Genomic DNA, 14,914 nt, shown 5'->3' with positions numbered 1-14,914 from the left:
CCGTTCCTCGGCCAGACCCTCAGGAAGCCTTCTCGACCGCGCGGATGCGGGCCTCGGCGCGGCGGATGCGACGCTCGGCGTCGTCGTCGGACCCGATCAGGTTGCGGGCCGTCTCCAGCTCGGTGCGCGCCTCGTCGACGTTGATCTCCTCGGCGAGCAGGGCGTGCTCCGAGAGGATCGAGACCCGGTCGTCGGCGACCGAGAGGAACCCGCCGTCGACGGACGCGACGACGACGGGGCCCTCCTCCGGACTGATCTCGACGACGGCGTCGGTGAGCAGCGAGAGTGTCGGCTGGTGGCCGCGCAGGACACCGAGGTCGCCCTCGGTGGTCCGCGCGATCACCATCGTCGCCTCGCCTGACCACACGGTCCGGTCGGCGGCGACCAGCTCGACCGTCAGGAAGTCAGCCATCAGAGGTTCTTCTGGATCTCGGCCCACTTCTGCTCGACGTCGTCAAGACCGCCGCACATGAAGAACGCCTGCTCGGCCACGTGGTCGTACTCGCCGTCGCAGATCTTGTTGAACGCCTCGATCGTGTCGGCGACGGGGACCGTGGAGCCCTCGATGCCGGTGAACTGCTTCGCGACGTAGGTGTTCTGCGACAGGAACCGCTGGATACGGCGGGCCCGCGAGACGATGATCTTGTCCTCCTCGGACAGCTCGTCGACACCGAGGATCGCGATGATGTCCTGCAGCTCCTTGTTGCGCTGGAGGATCTGCTTGACGCGGATCGCGGCGTCGTAGTGAGCCTGGCCGATGTACTGCGGGTCGAGGATCCGCGAGGTCGACGTCAGCGGGTCGACGGCCGGGTAGATACCGAGCGACGCGATCTCACGCGAGAGCTCCGTGGTGGCGTCGAGGTGCGCGAACGTGGTCGCCGGGGCCGGGTCGGTGTAGTCGTCGGCCGGCACGTAGATCGCCTGCATCGAGGTGATCGAGTGACCGCGGGTCGAGGTGATCCGCTCCTGCAGGACGCCCATCTCGTCGGCCAGGTTCGGCTGGTAGCCCACGGCGGACGGCATGCGGCCGAGCAGCGTGGAGACCTCGGAACCGGCCTGGGTGAACCGGAAGATGTTGTCGATGAAGAGCAGCACGTCCTGCTTCTGGACGTCGCGGAAGTACTCAGCCATCGTCAGCGCGGACAGCGCGACGCGAAGACGCGTGCCCGGCGGCTCGTCCATCTGGCCGAACACGAGAGCGGTCTGGCCGAAGACGCCGGCCTCCTGCATCTCGACGATCAGGTCGTTGCCCTCACGCGTGCGTTCGCCGACACCGGCGAACACCGACACACCACCGTGGTTGCGGGCCACACGGGCGATCATCTCCTGGATGAGGACGGTCTTGCCGACGCCCGCACCACCGAAGAGGCCGATCTTGCCACCCTGGACGTACGGCGTGAGCAGGTCGATGACCTTGATGCCGGTCTCAAACATCGTCGTCTTCGACTCGAGCTGGTCGAACGCCGGTGCCTTGCGGTGGATCCCCCAGCGCTCGTTGATCTCGAGCTTCTCGCCCTCGTCGAGGTTGAGGATGTCGCCGGTGGCGTTGAAGACGCGGCCGAGGGTCACGTCGCCGACGGGCACCGAGATCGGGCCGCCGGTGTCGGTGACGGTGGCACCGCGCACCAGGCCGTCGGTCGGCTTCAGCGAGATGGCGCGCACGACGCCGTCGCCGATGTGCTGGGCGACCTCGAGCGGGAGAACGGTGGTCTCCTCGTCGATGTTCACCTCGACCTCGAGCTTGTTGTAGATCTCCGGCATGGCGTCGACGGGGAACTCCACGTCGACGACCGGGCCGATGACACGAGCGATGCGGCCAGTGCTGGCCCCACCGGTCTGGGTCTGGGTCTCGTCAACCGTTGCAGTCATTGTTTCGGTCCTTGTTTCGTGGGTTCTCAGTCGTTGCCGGCCTGGGCGTCGGCGAGCGCGTTCACGCCGCCGACGATCTCGCTGATCTCCTGCGTGATACCGGCCTGGCGGGCCTGGTTCGCGATCCGCGTGTACTTCTTGATGAGCTCCTGGGCGTTGTCCGTCGCCGACTTCATCGCCTTCTGACGGGCGGCGAGCTCGGACGCGGCGGCCTGGAGCAGCGCGTACCAGATGCGGCTCTGGACGTACTGCGGGAGCAGAGCGTCGAGGACCGCCTCTGCGGAGGGCTCGAAGTCGTAGAGCGGCAGCACCTCGTCCTCGGCGGGCGCCTCGACGCCTTCGACGACCTCCAGTGGCAGGAGGCGCACGGCGGTGGGCTGCTGGACCAGCATCGAACGGAACCGGGTGTAGACGAGGTGGACCTCGTCGACGCCCGGGAACGCGTCGCTCAGCTGCTCGGCGGAGCCGCCGCGGGCGCCCTCGGCCGCACCGGACAGGAACGCCGCGATCAGGCCCTGCCCGAGCTCCTTGGCGACCTCGTAGGTCGGCTGGTCGGAGTGCCCCGTCCACGACTTCACGATCGAGCGGCCGCGGAACCGGTAGAAGGCCTCACCCTTGCGTCCGGAGACGTAGAGGTCGACCTGCTTGCCCTCGGCCTTGAGCTTCTCGACCAGGCCCTCGGCCTCGCGCAGCACGCTCGAGGAGTAGGCACCGGCCAGGCCGCGGTCGCTGGTGATGACCAGGACCGCCGCGCGGTCGGCCTGCTCCGGCTCGGTCGTCAGCACGTGGTCGACGTTGGAGTACGTCGCCACCGCCGAGACCGCCCGGGTGAGCTCTCGTGCGTACGGCGCGGCGGCGTTGGCCCGCTGCTGCGCCTTGATGATGCGGGACGCAGCAATGAGCTCCATGGCGCGGGTGATCTTCTTGGTCGACTCGACCGACTTGATCTTCGCCCGGTACTCACGCAGCGATACGGCCATCCGTCAGCCCCGCTTCTGCTTGACGATCTGCTCCTGCTCGACGTCGCCGTCCTCGAGAGCCTCGGTCGTCTCCGAGCCGGCCCTGATCGAGCCACCGTCGGAGGTCTCGAACTGGTTGCTGAACTCGTCGTACGCCGACGCCAGCTCGGACTCCGTGGAGTCCTCGAACTTCAGCGTCTCGCGGATGCCGTCGAGGATGCCCGACTTGGTCCGCTTCACGTAGTCGATGAACTCCTGCTCGAACTTCAGGACGTCGGCCACCGGGAGCTTGTCGAGGCGGCCGGTGGTGCCCAGCCACAGCGACACCGTCATCTCCTCGAGCGGGTAGGGCGAGTAGGCCGGCTGCTTGAGCAGCGCCATCAGGCGCTGGCCGCGGTCGAGCTGCTGTCGCGAGGCCGCGTCGAGGTCGGACGCGAACATCGCGAAGGCCTCCATGGCGCGGAACTGCGCGAGGTCGACCTTGAGCGAGCCGGTGACGGCCTTCATCGCCTTGGTCATCGCCGCACCGCCGACTCGCGACACCGAGACACCCACGTCGATGGCGGGGCGCTGGTTGGCCGCGAACAGGTCGGACTGCAGGAAGATCTGGCCGTCGGTGATCGAGATGACGTTGGTCGGGATGAACGCCGACACGTCGTTGGCCTTGGTCTCGATGATCGGCAGACCGGTCATCGAGCCGGCGCCCAGGTCGTCGGACAGCTTCGCGCAGCGCTCGAGGAGACGGCTGTGCAGGTAGAAGACGTCACCCGGGTAGGCCTCACGGCCCGGCGGACGACGCAGCAGCAGCGACACGGCGCGGTAGGCCTCGGCCTGCTTGGTCAGGTCGTCGAACACGATGAGGACGTGCTTGCCGTCGTACATCCAGTGCTGGCCGATGGCCGAGCCGGTGTAGGGGGCGAGGTACTTGAAGCCGGCGCTGTCGGACGCCGGGGCGGCGACGATGGTGGTGTACTCCAGCGCGCCGGCCTCCTCGAGGGCACCGCGCACCGAGGCGATGGTCGAGCCCTTCTGGCCGATGGCGACGTAGATGCAGCGGACCTGCTTCGCCGGGTCGCCGGTCTCCCAGTTCTGCTTCTGGTTGATGATCGTGTCGATCGCGACCGTGGTCTTGCCGGTCGCGCGGTCACCGATGATGAGCTGGCGCTGGCCGCGGCCGATCGGGGTCATCGCGTCGATGGCCTTGATGCCGGTGGCGAGCGGCTCGTGGACCGACTTGCGCTGCATCACGCTCGGCGCCTGGAGCTCGAGCGCACGGCGGCCGGTGGTCGCGACGTCGCCGAGGCCGTCGATCGGGTTGCCGAGCGGGTCCACGACGCGGCCGAGGTAGCCGTCGCCGACGGGGACCGACAGGACCTCGCCGGTACGGCGGACCGTCTGGCCCTCCTCGATGCCGTCGAAGTCACCGAGGACGACGACGCCGATCTCGCGGGTGTCCAGGTTCAGGGCGAGGCCCAGGGTGCCGTCCTCGAACTCGAGCAGCTCGTTCGCCATGGCCGAGGGCAGACCGGTGACGCGCGCGATGCCGTCGGCGGTCTGGGAGACGTTGCCGACCTCCTCGCGGGACGCGGCCTCCGGCTTGTACTCGGCGACGTACTTGCTCAGCGCGTCGCGGATCTCCTCCGGACGGATGGAAAGCTCCGTCATCTCCTGATGCCTTCTCTCTCGAAATTCTTCGTCGTACGTCGTGGGGGTCAGCCGCTGATCGCCCGGCGGGCGTCGTCCAGGCGGCTGGCGATGGTGCCGTCGATGACATCGTCGCCGATCTCGACCTTGATGCCGCCCAGCACCTCGGGGTCGACGAGCAGGTTGAGGTGGATCGGGCGGCCGTAGGCACGCTGCAGGGCAGCTCCGAGCCGCTCTGTCTCGGTATCCGTCAGCGGCTTCGCGACACGCACGGTGGCGACGCCCTCGTCGTGGACCGAGGCCGCGACCTTCTGGTACTCGGCCAGCGCGACCGAGACCGTGCGGTAGGTGCCGGCCAGCGCCTGCTTGGCCAGCGTCACCGTGGCGGGCAGCGCCTTGCCGGCGAGCAGCGAGTCCACGAGACCGGTCTTGTCCTGCGTCGAGCGGACCGGGTCGGACAGCGCGTCCCGCAGCTCGGGGTTGCGCTGGACGACCTGGCCGAACGCGAACAGCTCGTCGGACAGCTGCTTCACCTGGCCGCCGGCCGAGCGGACCGTGGCGACCTCGCTGAGGTGCTCCAGCGCGTCGGCGAGGTCATGGCTGCCGGTCCACCGGCGCCCGACCGCCGAGGCGACCAGCGTGAGGGCGTCGTCCGGCAGCTTGCCGACGAACACCTCGCGCACCAGGCCCTGCTTGGCCTCGGTCGGCACCGAGACGTCGGTGACGAACCGGCGCAGCGCCGGCTCGGACCGCAGCGTCTGCGACACCGAGAAGAGGCCGTCGGCGAGGGCGCTCGCCGCCTCACCCGAGCCGGTCAGCGGGACCAGCTCGCCGGTGAGAGCGGCGACCGCCTCGGCCGAAGCACCACGGAAGTCCATCAGTTGGCACCCGCCCCGGACTCGAGATCGGCCAGGAACCGCTCGACGACGCGGCTCTGGCGGGCGTCGTCCTCGAGGCTCTCGCCCACGATCCGACCGGCCAGGCCGGTGGCCAGACCGCCGACCTCGGCGCGCAGCGAGGTGATCGCCTGCTGCCGCTCAGCCTCGATCTGGGTCTTGCCGTGCTCGACGATGCGCGAGGCCTCGGCCTGCGCCTGCTCCCGCATCTCGGCGACGATCTGGGCGCCCTGCTCCCGCGCCTCCTCACGGATGCGCGAGGCCTCGTGGCGAGCATCGGCGAGCTGCTGCTCGAGCTCGGCGAGCTTCGCGTCGGCCTCCGCCTGCTTGCTCTCCGCGGCCGCGAGGCCGCCCTCGATGGCGGTGGTGCGCTCGCTGTAGGTCTGCTCGAACCTCGGCACCACGAACTTGGCGATGAGGTAGAGCAGGATGCCGAAAACGACGAGCGAGAGGATGAACTCGGACCAGACGAGGCCGAGCGGGTTCTCCTCGTGCCCCGCCGCCGCGGCGGCGAGCGTCACAACTGTCTGCATGGGCAGCTTCCTTGTCAGGTCCCGCTAGGCGTGGGTCAGAGGACGAACGCGAGGGCGATACCGATGATGGCGAGCGCCTCGGCCAGCGCGAAGCCGAGGATGGCGATCGCCTGGAGACGGCTCTGCGCCTCGGGCTGGCGAGCGACGCCGGAGATGTAGGCGGCGAAGATGAGACCGATGCCGACACCCGGGCCGATGGCAGCCAGGCCGTACCCGATCATGTTGAGGTTGCCGTCCACGGCGGTGTTTCCTTTCGGTTGGTTACTGCTGTTGGAGTTGAAGCTCAGGGAGTCCGGTGACCCGGGCTCAGTGCTCGTCGGCGAGCGCACCCTGGAGGTACATCGCGTTGAGCAGGGTGAAGACGTAGGCCTGCAGGAACTGGACCAGCATCTCCAGGAAGGCGATCGCGACCGCGAGCACCCAGGCGAGGGGGCCGGCGATGTAGCCGATCCCACCGACCTCCTTGATGAGGTAGAGACCGCCGGTCGCGAACAGCATCAGCAGGAGGTGGCCCGCGAACATGTTGCAGAACAGACGGAGGGCCAGCGTGACCGGGCGGACCAGGATGTTGGAGAAGAACTCCAGCGGCACCAGCAGCGGCAGCATGAAGGCCTGCACGCCGGCGGGGACCGTCTGGAGCTTCAGGTAGCCGACGAAGCCGTGGCGACGGATGCCGACCGCGTTGTAGAGCACCCAGGACACACCGGCCAGCGCGTAGGCCATGGAGGCCCGCGAGAACGTCGGGAAGGCCAGGAACGGGATCGACCCGAACAGGTTGTTGACCAGGATGAAGAAGAAGAGGGTGACCAGGTAGGGGATGAACCGCCGGTAGTCGTGGCCGCCGATGATGTCGCGCGCGATGCTGTTGCGCACCATCCCGTAGGCGCTCTCCCCCGCGTACTGCAGCTTGCTCGGCACGAGCGCGCGGCGGCGGATGGAGAGGTAGAAGAAGGCGAAGACCACGATCGCCGCGAGGACGATGAGGACCATCGGCTTGGTGACCGAGCTTCCGAAGAAGCCGGGGAGGTCGAAGTTGTTCGGGCCGGGAGGCTCGAACGACTCGGCCCGGACCACCGTCGCGAGTGAACTCACTCTGTCTCCTGCACTCTCTTCTTCGGATACAACTGTCAAGCCTTACGTCTTCGGGTCGCCGTCGCTACCCGGGTCGTCCTCGTCCGCCTTCAGCGACGCCCACGTCATGTAGATGCCGAGCACCGCGCCGAAGACGATCCCGACCGCGACCAGGAAGTGCGTCCCCAGCCACCAGTCCAGTCCCCAGCCGACCGCGCCGTAGAACGCCACGCCTGCCACGAGGTAGCTGAACGAGCGCCACGGATCCCTGCGCGGGGAGTCGTCGGGTGCCATCGCGCCCCGGACAATAGCAGCCGTGAAGGGGTCATCGCGCACCCGCCCTGGTGCCAGTGGTAGAAGCATCGGACGCCGATGAATCTCCGCTCGGCAGGGTGACGTCGTAGACCGCGATCCGGCGGCGCGTGGCGAGCAGCAGGTGGGCGATCGTCCACACCAGCGTGACGGCGATCAGGGCTCCCGCCGACCATTGCGTGGCGGTGTCGTCGGCGAGGTTCGCGACCGCCGTCAGCGCCACGGTCAGGAGCAGCAGCTGGCACACGTAGGTGAGCAGCGCGAGCATCAGCGAGGCGACCGGCATGATCCGGGCGACCACGCCGACGACCAGCGCACCGCCCGCCAGGACGAGCACCGTCGCCACCGCGCCGGCCAGGCCGGCGTACAGCGCCGTGGAGCCGTCCACGGCGAGCCCGGCCAGGGCGACCACGAGGCCGGCGGGAAACGCCCACGCGGCCGCACCGAGGAGCGTGCCGGCGCCGACGGTGGCGCTGACCTGCTTCGACTCGGTCGTCATCATCGGCGGCCGTTCTGTGGAGGAGTTCTGACGGTCACGACCTGGTCGCCGAGCTGCATGTGCGGCATCCCGAAACCCTAACCAGATCGCTCGTGAAAGTTATCACAAGCGCCCCGGCAGTCCTAAATGGAACGTTCCAGAGAGCCCGTGAGGAGCGGTCAGGCGGGGTCGACCTGGCGCAGCTTGGGCAGCAGGAAGGTCAGCGCCAGCGTCACGACGAGAGAGGCGGCGAGGGTGCCCCACATCCACGGCCCGGAGTAGAGGCTGGCGAAGGACGAGCCGAACGCGATCAGCGCGGCCCACAGCCACATGATCAGCACCGCGCGCCGCTGCGAGTGGCCGATCTCGAGGAGCCGGTGGTGGAGGTGCTGCTTGTCGGGCGCGAACGGCGAGCGGCCGGCCCGCGTCCGACGTACGACGGCCATGACCAGGTCAGCGATCGGGACCAGCAGCAGGGTGAGCGGGAGCGCGATCGGCAGGAAGGTCGGCAGCAGGCTGGCGGCCGAGCCGCTGACGCCCTGGCTGAGCTGGCCGGGGGTGAACTGACCGGAGAGACTGACCGCGCTCGCCGACAGGACGAGCCCCAGGAGCATCGAGCCGCTGTCTCCCATGAAGAGCCGGGCCGGGTTCCAGTTGTGGATCAGGAAGCCCACGCAGGCGCCAGCCAGCGCGATGCTGAGCAGCGCGGCGGTGCTCGCGCGGTCCACCTGGTTGAGGCGGGTGATGCCGTAGCAGAACGCGAAGAACGCCAGTGCCCCGATGCCGACCACCCCGGCCGCCAGGCCGTCGAGGCCGTCGATGAAGTTCACGGCGTTGACGGTGGCGATGACCATCACGCCGGTCAGCAGCGCACCCTGCGTCGGATCGAGCGAGAAGAACGTGTTCCCGCCCGTCGGGATGAAGAAGTACTGGATGTTGAACGCGATCAGGAACGCCGTGGCCAGCACCTGCCCACCGAGCTTGGTGAGGGCGTCGAGCTCGAAGATGTCGTCGAGCACGCCCACCATGCAGATGATCGCGCCGGCCACGAGCACGACGCCCGCGTCGCGCAGCACGAACGGCGAGCCTCCGGAGAGGAACGGCAGCTGACGCGCCACGAGGTAGGCCGCGCCGAGGCCGCCGAGCATGGCGACGCCGCCCATGTAGGGGATCGGCTCCGCGTGCACGTCGCGGTCGCGCACGCGGGCGACCGCGCCGGTGCGCAGCGCGACCTCGCGGGCGATCACCGTGAGGAGGTAGGTGACCGACGCCGCGACGAGGAAGAGCAGGAGATAGGCGCGCACTACTCGCCTTCGGACACGGTGACGTCGTGGGGCGCGAGCACCTCGTTGAGGCGGTCGACGCCGATCGCGCCGAGGCGCAGCAGCCGCGGCGCCTCGCCGGTGGCGTCGACGATGGTGGACGGCTCGGGCCCGGACGTCGGGCCGGAGTCCACGAGGACGGCGACGGCGTGGCCGAGCATCTCCTCGGCCGCGTCGGCGTCGGTCGCGGCCGGCATCCCCGTGCGGTTGGCCGAGCTGACCGCGAGCGGGCCGGTGCGCTCGAGGACCTCGATCGCGACCGGGTGGTCGGGCACGCGCACGGCGACGGTCCCTCGCGTCTCGCCGAGGTCCCACTGCAGGGAGCTCTGCTGGTGGCAGACCAGGGTGAGGGCGCCGGGCCAGAACGCCTCGGTGAGCGCGCGGGCCCACTCCGGGACGCCGACGGCCAGCGCGTCGAGCGTCGTCGCCGACGCGACGAGCACCGGCGGCGGCATCTCACGGCCCCGGCCCTTCGCGTCGAGCAGCGCCTTGACCGCGACCGGGTCGAACGCGTCGGCGCCGATGCCGTAGACGGTGTCGGTGGGGATCACGACGAGCTCGCCCCGGGTGACCGCCCGGGCCGCCGCGTCGACGGCGGCGGCTCGCTCCTCGTCGGACCCTGTCGTGAAACGCTCCGCTGGCATGCTGCTCATCGTGCCAGCCTCGCGGTCGTGTAGCGGGGTCGCCCCGCCAGGTCGAGGTGGTCGCGTACGTCGACCCACCGGCCGGTCGCCGCGAAGACCGCCGGCGCGCCTCCGCCGAGGCCGTCGGGGCCCTGCTCGTCCGCGTGCTCCGCGCCGACCACTCCCCCGGGCCCGAGCAGGAACGCGGCCCGTTGCTCCAGGACCCGCATCGCGTCGAGACCGTCCTGGCCCGAGTAGAGCGCGAGATCGGGGTCGTGGTCGCGCGCCTCGGCGGCGACCGACTCCCACGCGGTCAGGGGGATGTAGGGCGGGTTGCAGACGACGACGTCGACGCTGCCCCGCAGATCCTCGAAAGCGGTCCCCATGTCCCCGTGGCGCAGGTCGACCCCGCTGCCGGACAGGTTGCGCTCCGCCCAGGCGTAGGCGTCCTCGCCCAGCTCGACCGCGTGCACCCGCGCGCCGGGAACCTCGGCCGCGATGCTCTTCGCGATCGCGCCCGAGCCGGTGCACAGGTCGACGACGACGGGCTCGCGCCGAGTCTCCCGGGCGACCCGGTGGGCCTGCTCGACGGCCCACCCGGCGAGCAGCTCCGTCTCGGGCCGTGGGACGAAGACGCCGGGTCCCACGGCGAGCTCGACGTGGCGGAAGTAAGCGACCCCGGTCAGGTGCTGGAGCGGCTCGCGGGCGGCCCGGCGATGGACCAGCTCGAGGTAGCCGTCGGCCTGCTCGTCGGTGATGTGGTCGACGAGGACGAGCGCGCCTCGGGAGACGCCGAGCACGTGCGCGAGCAGCACGCTCGCGTCGTGGTCGGGGCTGGCCACGCCGCCCTCGCGCAGCAGCACGGCTCCGGTCGCGAGCAGGCTGCGCCGAGTGACCTCGGTCATCGAGCCGTCAGCTCTCGAGGGCGGCGAGGCGCGCCGCCAGATCGGCCTCGACGGCCGACTCCAGCACCGGCCCGAGCTCGCCGTCGAGCACCTGGTCGAGGTTGTAGGCCTTGTAGCCGGTCCGGTGGTCGGAGATCCGGTTCTCCGGGAAGTTGTAGGTGCGGATCCGCTCCGAGCGGTCGACCGTGCGCACCTGGCTGCGCCGGGCGTCGCTCGCCTCGGCGTCGGCCGCGTCCTGCGCCGCCTGCAACAGCCGGGCGCGGAGGATGCGGAGCGCCTGCTCCTTGTTCTGGAGCTGGCTCTTCTCGTTCTGGCAGCTGACGACGATGCCGGTGGGCAGGTGGGTGATGCGAACCGCCGAGTCGGTCGTGTTGACGCTCTGCCCGCCCGGGCCGGAGCTCCGGAAGACGTCGATGCGCAGGTCGTTCTCGTCGATCGTGACGTCGACCTGCTCGGCCTCCGGCATGACGAGCACGCCCGCCGCCGACGTGTGCACCCGGCCCTGGCTCTCCGTGACCGGGACGCGCTGGACCCGGTGTACGCCGCCCTCGAACTTGAGCAGCGCGTACGGCGCCTGGCCCGGCTCGGGCGTCCCCTTGGCCTTCACCGCGACCGTGACCGACTTGTAGCCGCCGAGATCGGACTCGGTGGCGTCGAGGAGCTCGGTCTTCCACCCGTGCCGCTCGGCGAAGCGGGTGTACATCCGGAGCAGGTCGCCTGCGAAGAGCGCTGACTCCTCGCCGCCCTCGCCCGACTTCACCTCGAGGATCGCGTCCTTGTCGTCCGCCGGGTCACGCGGCACCAGGAGGCGGCGCAGCCGCTCCTCGGCGTCGACCCTGCGCTCGGCGAGCTGGTCGGCCTCCTCCGCGAAGGACGGGTCCTCGGCGGCCAGCGAACGCGCGGCCTCGATGTCGTCGCCGAGCCGCTGCCAGTGCCGGTAGGCGCCGATGATGGCGCTCAGCTCGGCGTACCGCTGGTTGAGCTGCTTGGCCAGGCGCGCGTCGGCGTGCGTCTCCGGCGCCGCGAGCCGACCCTCCAGCCCGTGGTGCTCCTCGACGAGACCCTCGACCGCCTCGAACATCCTGACCTCCCACTCCTCGACCGCTCAGAAATGACGAGCGCCGGCCGCCCGCTCGGAAGCGGGGGCCGGCGCTCGGAAGCAGCTACTTCTTGCCGTAGCGGGCCTCGAACCGGGCGACGCGGCCGCCGGTGTCGAGGATCTTCTGCTTGCCGGTGTAGAACGGGTGGCACTGCGAGCAGACGTCGGCGCGGATGACGCCGTCGGTCTTGGTCGAGCGCGTGGTGAACGTCGCGCCGCAGGTGCAGGTCACCTGGGTCTCGACGTACTGCGGGTGGATGTCAGCCTTCATGGATGTCCTCATCACTCAGGGGCCGGGTCCTCACGCGAGACGCGAGGTGAACCGGACCGGAACGGGTTCATGCTAGTCAACACGGGTCCGGCCGGACGAATTCCCGGCCGGGCGGCGTCGGCGGACGGCGCCGTCAGACGACGAGACCGAGCAGGAGCACGAACACCAGACCGGAGACCGACAGCACCGTCTCCATCAGCGACCAGGTCTTGATCGTCTGGCCGACGGTCATGCCGAAGTACTCCTTCACCAGCCAGAAGCCCGCGTCGTTGACGTGCGAGAAGAAGACCGAGCCGGCGCCGACGGCGAGGACGACGAGCGAGGTCTCGGCGGTCGACTGGCCCGCGACGACGCCGACCATGAGCGAGCTGGCGGTGATGGTGGCGACGGTCGCGGAGCCGGTCGCGAGGCGGATCAGCACGGCGAGCACCCAGGCGAGCAGGACCGCGGAGATGTTGGCGCCCTTCGCCCAGTCGGCGAGCAGCGTCCCGATGCCGCTGTCGACGAGCACCTGCTTGAAGCCGCCGCCCGCGGAGACGATGAGGAGGATGCCGGCGATCGGCGGCAGGGACGCCTCCAGCGTCTTCGACAGCCGGGCGCGGTCGAAGCCGGCGTTGCGGCCCAGGGTGAACATCCCGACGAGGACGGCGATCAGCAGCGCGATGAGCGGCGTGCCGAGGACGTCGAGGACCTTCTGGACGCCCTGCGTCTCGTCGTCGATGACGATGTCGGCCAGCGCCTTGGCGAGCATCAGGACGACCGGCAGCAGGACGCTGAACAACGTGATGCCGAAGCCGGGGCGGCGCTCGTCCTCGGCGCGCTCCGCCGGGTCGAACGTCGCCGGCGGAGCCACGTCGACCCACGTCCCGGCGAGGCGGCCGAAGAGCGGTCCGGACACGATCACCGTCGGGATCGCGACGATCACGCCGAAGGCGAGCGTGACGCCCAGGTCGGCGTGCAGGTTCTGGATCGCGGCGAGCGGACCGGGATGGGGCGGCACCAGCCCGTGCATGGCCGACAGACCGGCCAGGGCCGGGATGCCGACGGTGACCAGCGAGAGCTGCGAGCGACGTGCGACGAGGTAGATGACCGGCATCAGCAGCACCAGGCCGATCTCGAAGAACATCGGCAGGCCGATGATCGCGCCGACCAGCGCCATCGCCCACGGCAGCAGCCGCGGTGAGGCGTGCCCGACGATGGTGTCGACGATCTGGTCCGCACCGCCCGAGTCGGCGAGCAGCCGGGCGAACATCGCGCCCAGCGCGATGAGGATGCCGACACCGGCGGCGGTCGTGCCGAACCCGGTGCTGAAGCTCGTGATGACGTCGGCGACGTTCTGACCGTCCACGATGCCGACGGTCAGGCCGCCGATCATGAGCGCGAGGAACGGGTGGACCTTCCCCGCGACGATCAGGGCGACGATCACGGCGATGCCGACGAGGGCACCGACGATCAGGCGCCAGCCGGGCGCGACGGGCTCGATGGTGTCGGTGCCGGCGGCGGCGAGCGCGAGCGGCAGGACGGCGGACATCAGGACTCCTCGGTGGTGGGTCGGGACGCGGACGCGCGGTCGACGTACTCCTGGACGATGGCGTCGACGGACTGCGCGACGTCGATGACAAGGCCCCGCTCGTCGGGGGCGAGCGGCTCGAGCGTCGCGAACTGCGAGGTGAGCAGCGACGCGGGCATGAAGTGACCGGGCCGGGTCGCCTGCCGCGCGGCGATGACCTCACGGCTTCCGTGCAGGTGGAGGAACGCCAGGTGGGGCACGTGGCGGCGGAGCTGGTCGCGGTACTTGCGCTTGAGCGCCGAGCTGCTCATGACGCCTCCGTCGGCCTGGTGGGCGGCCAGCCACTCCCCGATCGCCTCGAGCCACGGGTAGCGGTCGTCGTCGTCGAGCGGCACGCCGGCGCTCATCTTCGCGATGTTCGCCGGCGGATGCAGGTCGTCGCCGTCCTCGAACGGGACACCCAGCCGCTGCGCGAGCGCAGCGCCGACGGTCGACTTCCCGGATCCGGACACCCCCATCACCACCACCAGCGGGGCGGGTTCGGGCAGCGACATGACCATCTCCTTGAGGTCGGGAATGTGGTAGCCGCCACAGGCAATCATCAATCGTCATACTTTTGCAAGCGCGTGTGACGAATAGTCCGCTCTTTTCACGCAAGCCCCGCGAGTGGGAGCATGCGCGAGTGACAGTCCCCCCGGCAGCGGCCGGCGTCTCCGGCGAGCTCCACGGCTCGGTGCTCGCGGGCCTGGGCACCGCGGTGGTCTCGGGCGCGCTCGCGCCCGGCAGCGTGCTCACGCTCGAGGGCGTCTGCGGGCAGTACGCCGTCTCGCGCAGCGTCGCCCGGGAGGCGGTGCGCGTGCTCGAGTCGATGGGGTTGCTCGCGTCGCGCCGTCGCGTCGGCGTGACGGTGCTCCCCCGCTCGTCGTGGAACGTGTTCGACCCGCGGGTGATCCGGTGGCGGCTCGACAGCAGCGACCGGGTCGACCAGCTGCTGTCGCTCTCCGAGCTGCGGCAGGGCGTGGAGCCGGTGGCCGCGGCGCTCGCCGCCGCACGGGCGACGCCTGAGCAGTGCCGCGCGCTGGCCGTCGCCGTCTCGGACATGGAGGTCCACGGGCGGGCCCGCGACCTCGACACCTACCTGCTCGCGGACCAGGCGTTCCACCGGACGCTGCTCGAGGCGAGCGGCAACGAGATGCTCGCCTCGCTCGGCAGCGTGATCGCCGAGGTGCTGAGCGGGCGCACCCACCACGGGATGATGCCGGACCGGCCGAACCCGGACGCGGTCGCGCTCCACGACGCGGTCGCGCGCGCCGTACGCGCCGGTGACGTGGCCGGAGCCGAGCGGGCGATGCGCTCGATCATCGACGAGGCCTCGGTCGCCATGTCGGAGCTACGCCCCTGACGCAGGCGACCGAGGCCTCG

The 14,914-nt window shown here is 70.2% G+C and carries 18 protein-coding genes; 1 reads left to right on the top strand and 17 read right to left on the bottom strand.

The genetic code is table 11. The features are described 5' to 3' along the window. Positions 1-19: 19 nt before the first annotated feature. From QDS12_RS14580 to QDS12_RS14500, 17 genes are all read right to left on the bottom strand, one after another. The gene (locus tag QDS12_RS14580) at positions 20-412 is read right to left on the bottom strand and encodes a F0F1 ATP synthase subunit epsilon (RefSeq protein ID WP_279880007.1); all 393 of its coding nucleotides are present in this window, start codon (positions 410-412) and stop codon (positions 20-22) included. Next, positions 412-1,869 carry a F0F1 ATP synthase subunit beta gene (gene atpD / locus QDS12_RS14575; RefSeq protein ID WP_279880005.1) on the bottom strand — a complete coding sequence of 486 codons (1,458 nt, stop codon included), beginning with the start codon at positions 1,867-1,869 and terminating at the stop codon, positions 412-414. Before atpD ends, QDS12_RS14580 begins: the two co-directional genes overlap by 1 nt. A gap of 26 nt (positions 1,870-1,895) precedes the next feature. Next, positions 1,896-2,849 carry a F0F1 ATP synthase subunit gamma gene (locus QDS12_RS14570; protein WP_279880003.1) on the bottom strand — a complete coding sequence of 318 codons (954 nt, stop codon included), beginning with the start codon at positions 2,847-2,849 and terminating at the stop codon, positions 1,896-1,898. 3 nt (positions 2,850-2,852) lie between these two features. Then, positions 2,853-4,493 carry a F0F1 ATP synthase subunit alpha gene (gene atpA / locus QDS12_RS14565; protein ID WP_279880001.1) on the bottom strand — a complete coding sequence of 547 codons (1,641 nt, stop codon included), beginning with the start codon at positions 4,491-4,493 and terminating at the stop codon, positions 2,853-2,855. 47 nt (positions 4,494-4,540) lie between these two features. Then, positions 4,541-5,350, bottom strand: coding sequence for a F0F1 ATP synthase subunit delta (locus QDS12_RS14560; RefSeq protein ID WP_279879999.1), 810 nt, complete (start codon positions 5,348-5,350; stop codon positions 4,541-4,543). Then, positions 5,350-5,901, bottom strand: a complete 552-nt coding sequence (locus tag QDS12_RS14555; RefSeq protein WP_279879997.1) for a F0F1 ATP synthase subunit B — start codon at positions 5,899-5,901, stop codon at positions 5,350-5,352. Before QDS12_RS14555 ends, QDS12_RS14560 begins: the two co-directional genes overlap by 1 nt. Positions 5,902-5,936: 35 nt before the next feature. Then, positions 5,937-6,140, bottom strand: a complete 204-nt coding sequence (gene atpE, locus QDS12_RS14550; protein ID WP_279879995.1) for an ATP synthase F0 subunit C — start codon at positions 6,138-6,140, stop codon at positions 5,937-5,939. A 67-nt stretch (positions 6,141-6,207) separates the two neighbouring features. Then, positions 6,208-6,993: a F0F1 ATP synthase subunit A gene (gene atpB / locus QDS12_RS14545; RefSeq protein WP_279879993.1), complete on the bottom strand. Its 786-nt coding sequence runs from the start codon at positions 6,991-6,993 to the stop codon at positions 6,208-6,210. 42 nt (positions 6,994-7,035) lie between these two features. Then, a complete protein-coding gene (locus tag QDS12_RS14540) occupies positions 7,036-7,266 on the bottom strand; it encodes an AtpZ/AtpI family protein (protein ID WP_279879991.1) in 231 nt (76 codons plus the stop codon). A 31-nt stretch (positions 7,267-7,297) separates the two neighbouring features. Further along, positions 7,298-7,786, bottom strand: a complete 489-nt coding sequence (locus tag QDS12_RS14535; RefSeq protein ID WP_279879990.1) for a hypothetical protein — start codon at positions 7,784-7,786, stop codon at positions 7,298-7,300. Between the two features lie 155 nt (positions 7,787-7,941). Continuing rightward, positions 7,942-9,066 carry an MraY family glycosyltransferase gene (locus QDS12_RS14530; RefSeq protein WP_279879987.1) on the bottom strand — a complete coding sequence of 375 codons (1,125 nt, stop codon included), beginning with the start codon at positions 9,064-9,066 and terminating at the stop codon, positions 7,942-7,944. Further along, entirely contained in the window at positions 9,066-9,737 is a 672-nt protein-coding gene (locus tag QDS12_RS14525) for an L-threonylcarbamoyladenylate synthase (RefSeq protein ID WP_347882184.1), read from the bottom strand. Before QDS12_RS14525 ends, QDS12_RS14530 begins: the two co-directional genes overlap by 1 nt. Beyond that, positions 9,734-10,612 carry a peptide chain release factor N(5)-glutamine methyltransferase gene (gene prmC, locus QDS12_RS14520; RefSeq protein WP_279879985.1) on the bottom strand — a complete coding sequence of 293 codons (879 nt, stop codon included), beginning with the start codon at positions 10,610-10,612 and terminating at the stop codon, positions 9,734-9,736. Before prmC ends, QDS12_RS14525 begins: the two co-directional genes overlap by 4 nt. A 7-nt stretch (positions 10,613-10,619) precedes the next feature. Beyond that, positions 10,620-11,693 (bottom strand): peptide chain release factor 1, encoded by a 1,074-nt coding sequence (prfA, locus tag QDS12_RS14515; RefSeq protein WP_279879983.1) that lies wholly within the window; start codon positions 11,691-11,693, stop codon positions 10,620-10,622. Positions 11,694-11,775: 82 nt separating this feature from the next. Continuing rightward, on the bottom strand, positions 11,776-11,982 hold the full coding sequence (gene rpmE / locus QDS12_RS14510; RefSeq protein ID WP_279879980.1) for a 50S ribosomal protein L31: 207 nt from the start codon (positions 11,980-11,982) through the stop codon (positions 11,776-11,778). A 133-nt stretch (positions 11,983-12,115) separates the two neighbouring features. Continuing rightward, positions 12,116-13,513 carry a gluconate:H+ symporter gene (locus QDS12_RS14505; RefSeq protein WP_279879978.1) on the bottom strand — a complete coding sequence of 466 codons (1,398 nt, stop codon included), beginning with the start codon at positions 13,511-13,513 and terminating at the stop codon, positions 12,116-12,118. Further along, positions 13,513-14,046: a gluconokinase gene (locus QDS12_RS14500; protein ID WP_279880448.1), complete on the bottom strand. Its 534-nt coding sequence runs from the start codon at positions 14,044-14,046 to the stop codon at positions 13,513-13,515. The genes QDS12_RS14505 and QDS12_RS14500 overlap by 1 nt, the downstream gene beginning before the upstream one ends. A gap of 128 nt (positions 14,047-14,174) precedes the next feature. Between QDS12_RS14500 and QDS12_RS14495 the strand changes: the two genes are divergently transcribed. Continuing rightward, positions 14,175-14,894, top strand: coding sequence for an FCD domain-containing protein (locus QDS12_RS14495; RefSeq protein ID WP_279879976.1), 720 nt, complete (start codon positions 14,175-14,177; stop codon positions 14,892-14,894). Positions 14,895-14,914 lie beyond the last annotated feature (20 nt).

This window comes from Nocardioides sp. CER19, from assembly GCF_029846275.1.
Classification (GTDB): Bacteria; Actinomycetota; Actinomycetes; order Propionibacteriales; family Nocardioidaceae; genus Nocardioides.
Note: the sequence above shows the minus strand (reverse complement) of the source record. Positions and strands in the feature narration are given on the sequence as shown.

What these genes read in the sequence shown, in the direction of transcription:
- QDS12_RS14580 (WP_279880007.1), bottom strand. Translation starts at nt 412, where the DNA reads ATGGCTGACTTCCTGACGGTCGAGCTGGTCGCCGCCGACCGGACCGTG.
- atpD (WP_279880005.1), bottom strand. Translation starts at nt 1,869, where the DNA reads ATGACTGCAACGGTTGACGAGACCCAGACCCAGACCGGTGGGGCCAGC.
- QDS12_RS14570 (WP_279880003.1), bottom strand. Translation starts at nt 2,849, where the DNA reads ATGGCCGTATCGCTGCGTGAGTACCGGGCGAAGATCAAGTCGGTCGAG.
- atpA (WP_279880001.1), bottom strand. Translation starts at nt 4,493, where the DNA reads ATGACGGAGCTTTCCATCCGTCCGGAGGAGATCCGCGACGCGCTGAGC.
- QDS12_RS14560 (WP_279879999.1), bottom strand. Translation starts at nt 5,350, where the DNA reads ATGGACTTCCGTGGTGCTTCGGCCGAGGCGGTCGCCGCTCTCACCGGC.
- QDS12_RS14555 (WP_279879997.1), bottom strand. Translation starts at nt 5,901, where the DNA reads ATGCAGACAGTTGTGACGCTCGCCGCCGCGGCGGCGGGGCACGAGGAG.
- QDS12_RS14540 (WP_279879991.1), bottom strand. Translation starts at nt 7,266, where the DNA reads ATGGCACCCGACGACTCCCCGCGCAGGGATCCGTGGCGCTCGTTCAGC.
- QDS12_RS14535 (WP_279879990.1), bottom strand. Translation starts at nt 7,786, where the DNA reads ATGATGACGACCGAGTCGAAGCAGGTCAGCGCCACCGTCGGCGCCGGC.
- QDS12_RS14525 (WP_347882184.1), bottom strand. Translation starts at nt 9,737, where the DNA reads ATGAGCAGCATGCCAGCGGAGCGTTTCACGACAGGGTCCGACGAGGAG.
- prmC (WP_279879985.1), bottom strand. Translation starts at nt 10,612, where the DNA reads ATGACCGAGGTCACTCGGCGCAGCCTGCTCGCGACCGGAGCCGTGCTG.
- prfA (WP_279879983.1), bottom strand. Translation starts at nt 11,693, where the DNA reads ATGTTCGAGGCGGTCGAGGGTCTCGTCGAGGAGCACCACGGGCTGGAG.
- rpmE (WP_279879980.1), bottom strand. Translation starts at nt 11,982, where the DNA reads ATGAAGGCTGACATCCACCCGCAGTACGTCGAGACCCAGGTGACCTGC.
- QDS12_RS14505 (WP_279879978.1), bottom strand. Translation starts at nt 13,513, where the DNA reads ATGTCCGCCGTCCTGCCGCTCGCGCTCGCCGCCGCCGGCACCGACACC.
- QDS12_RS14500 (WP_279880448.1), bottom strand. Translation starts at nt 14,046, where the DNA reads ATGTCGCTGCCCGAACCCGCCCCGCTGGTGGTGGTGATGGGGGTGTCC.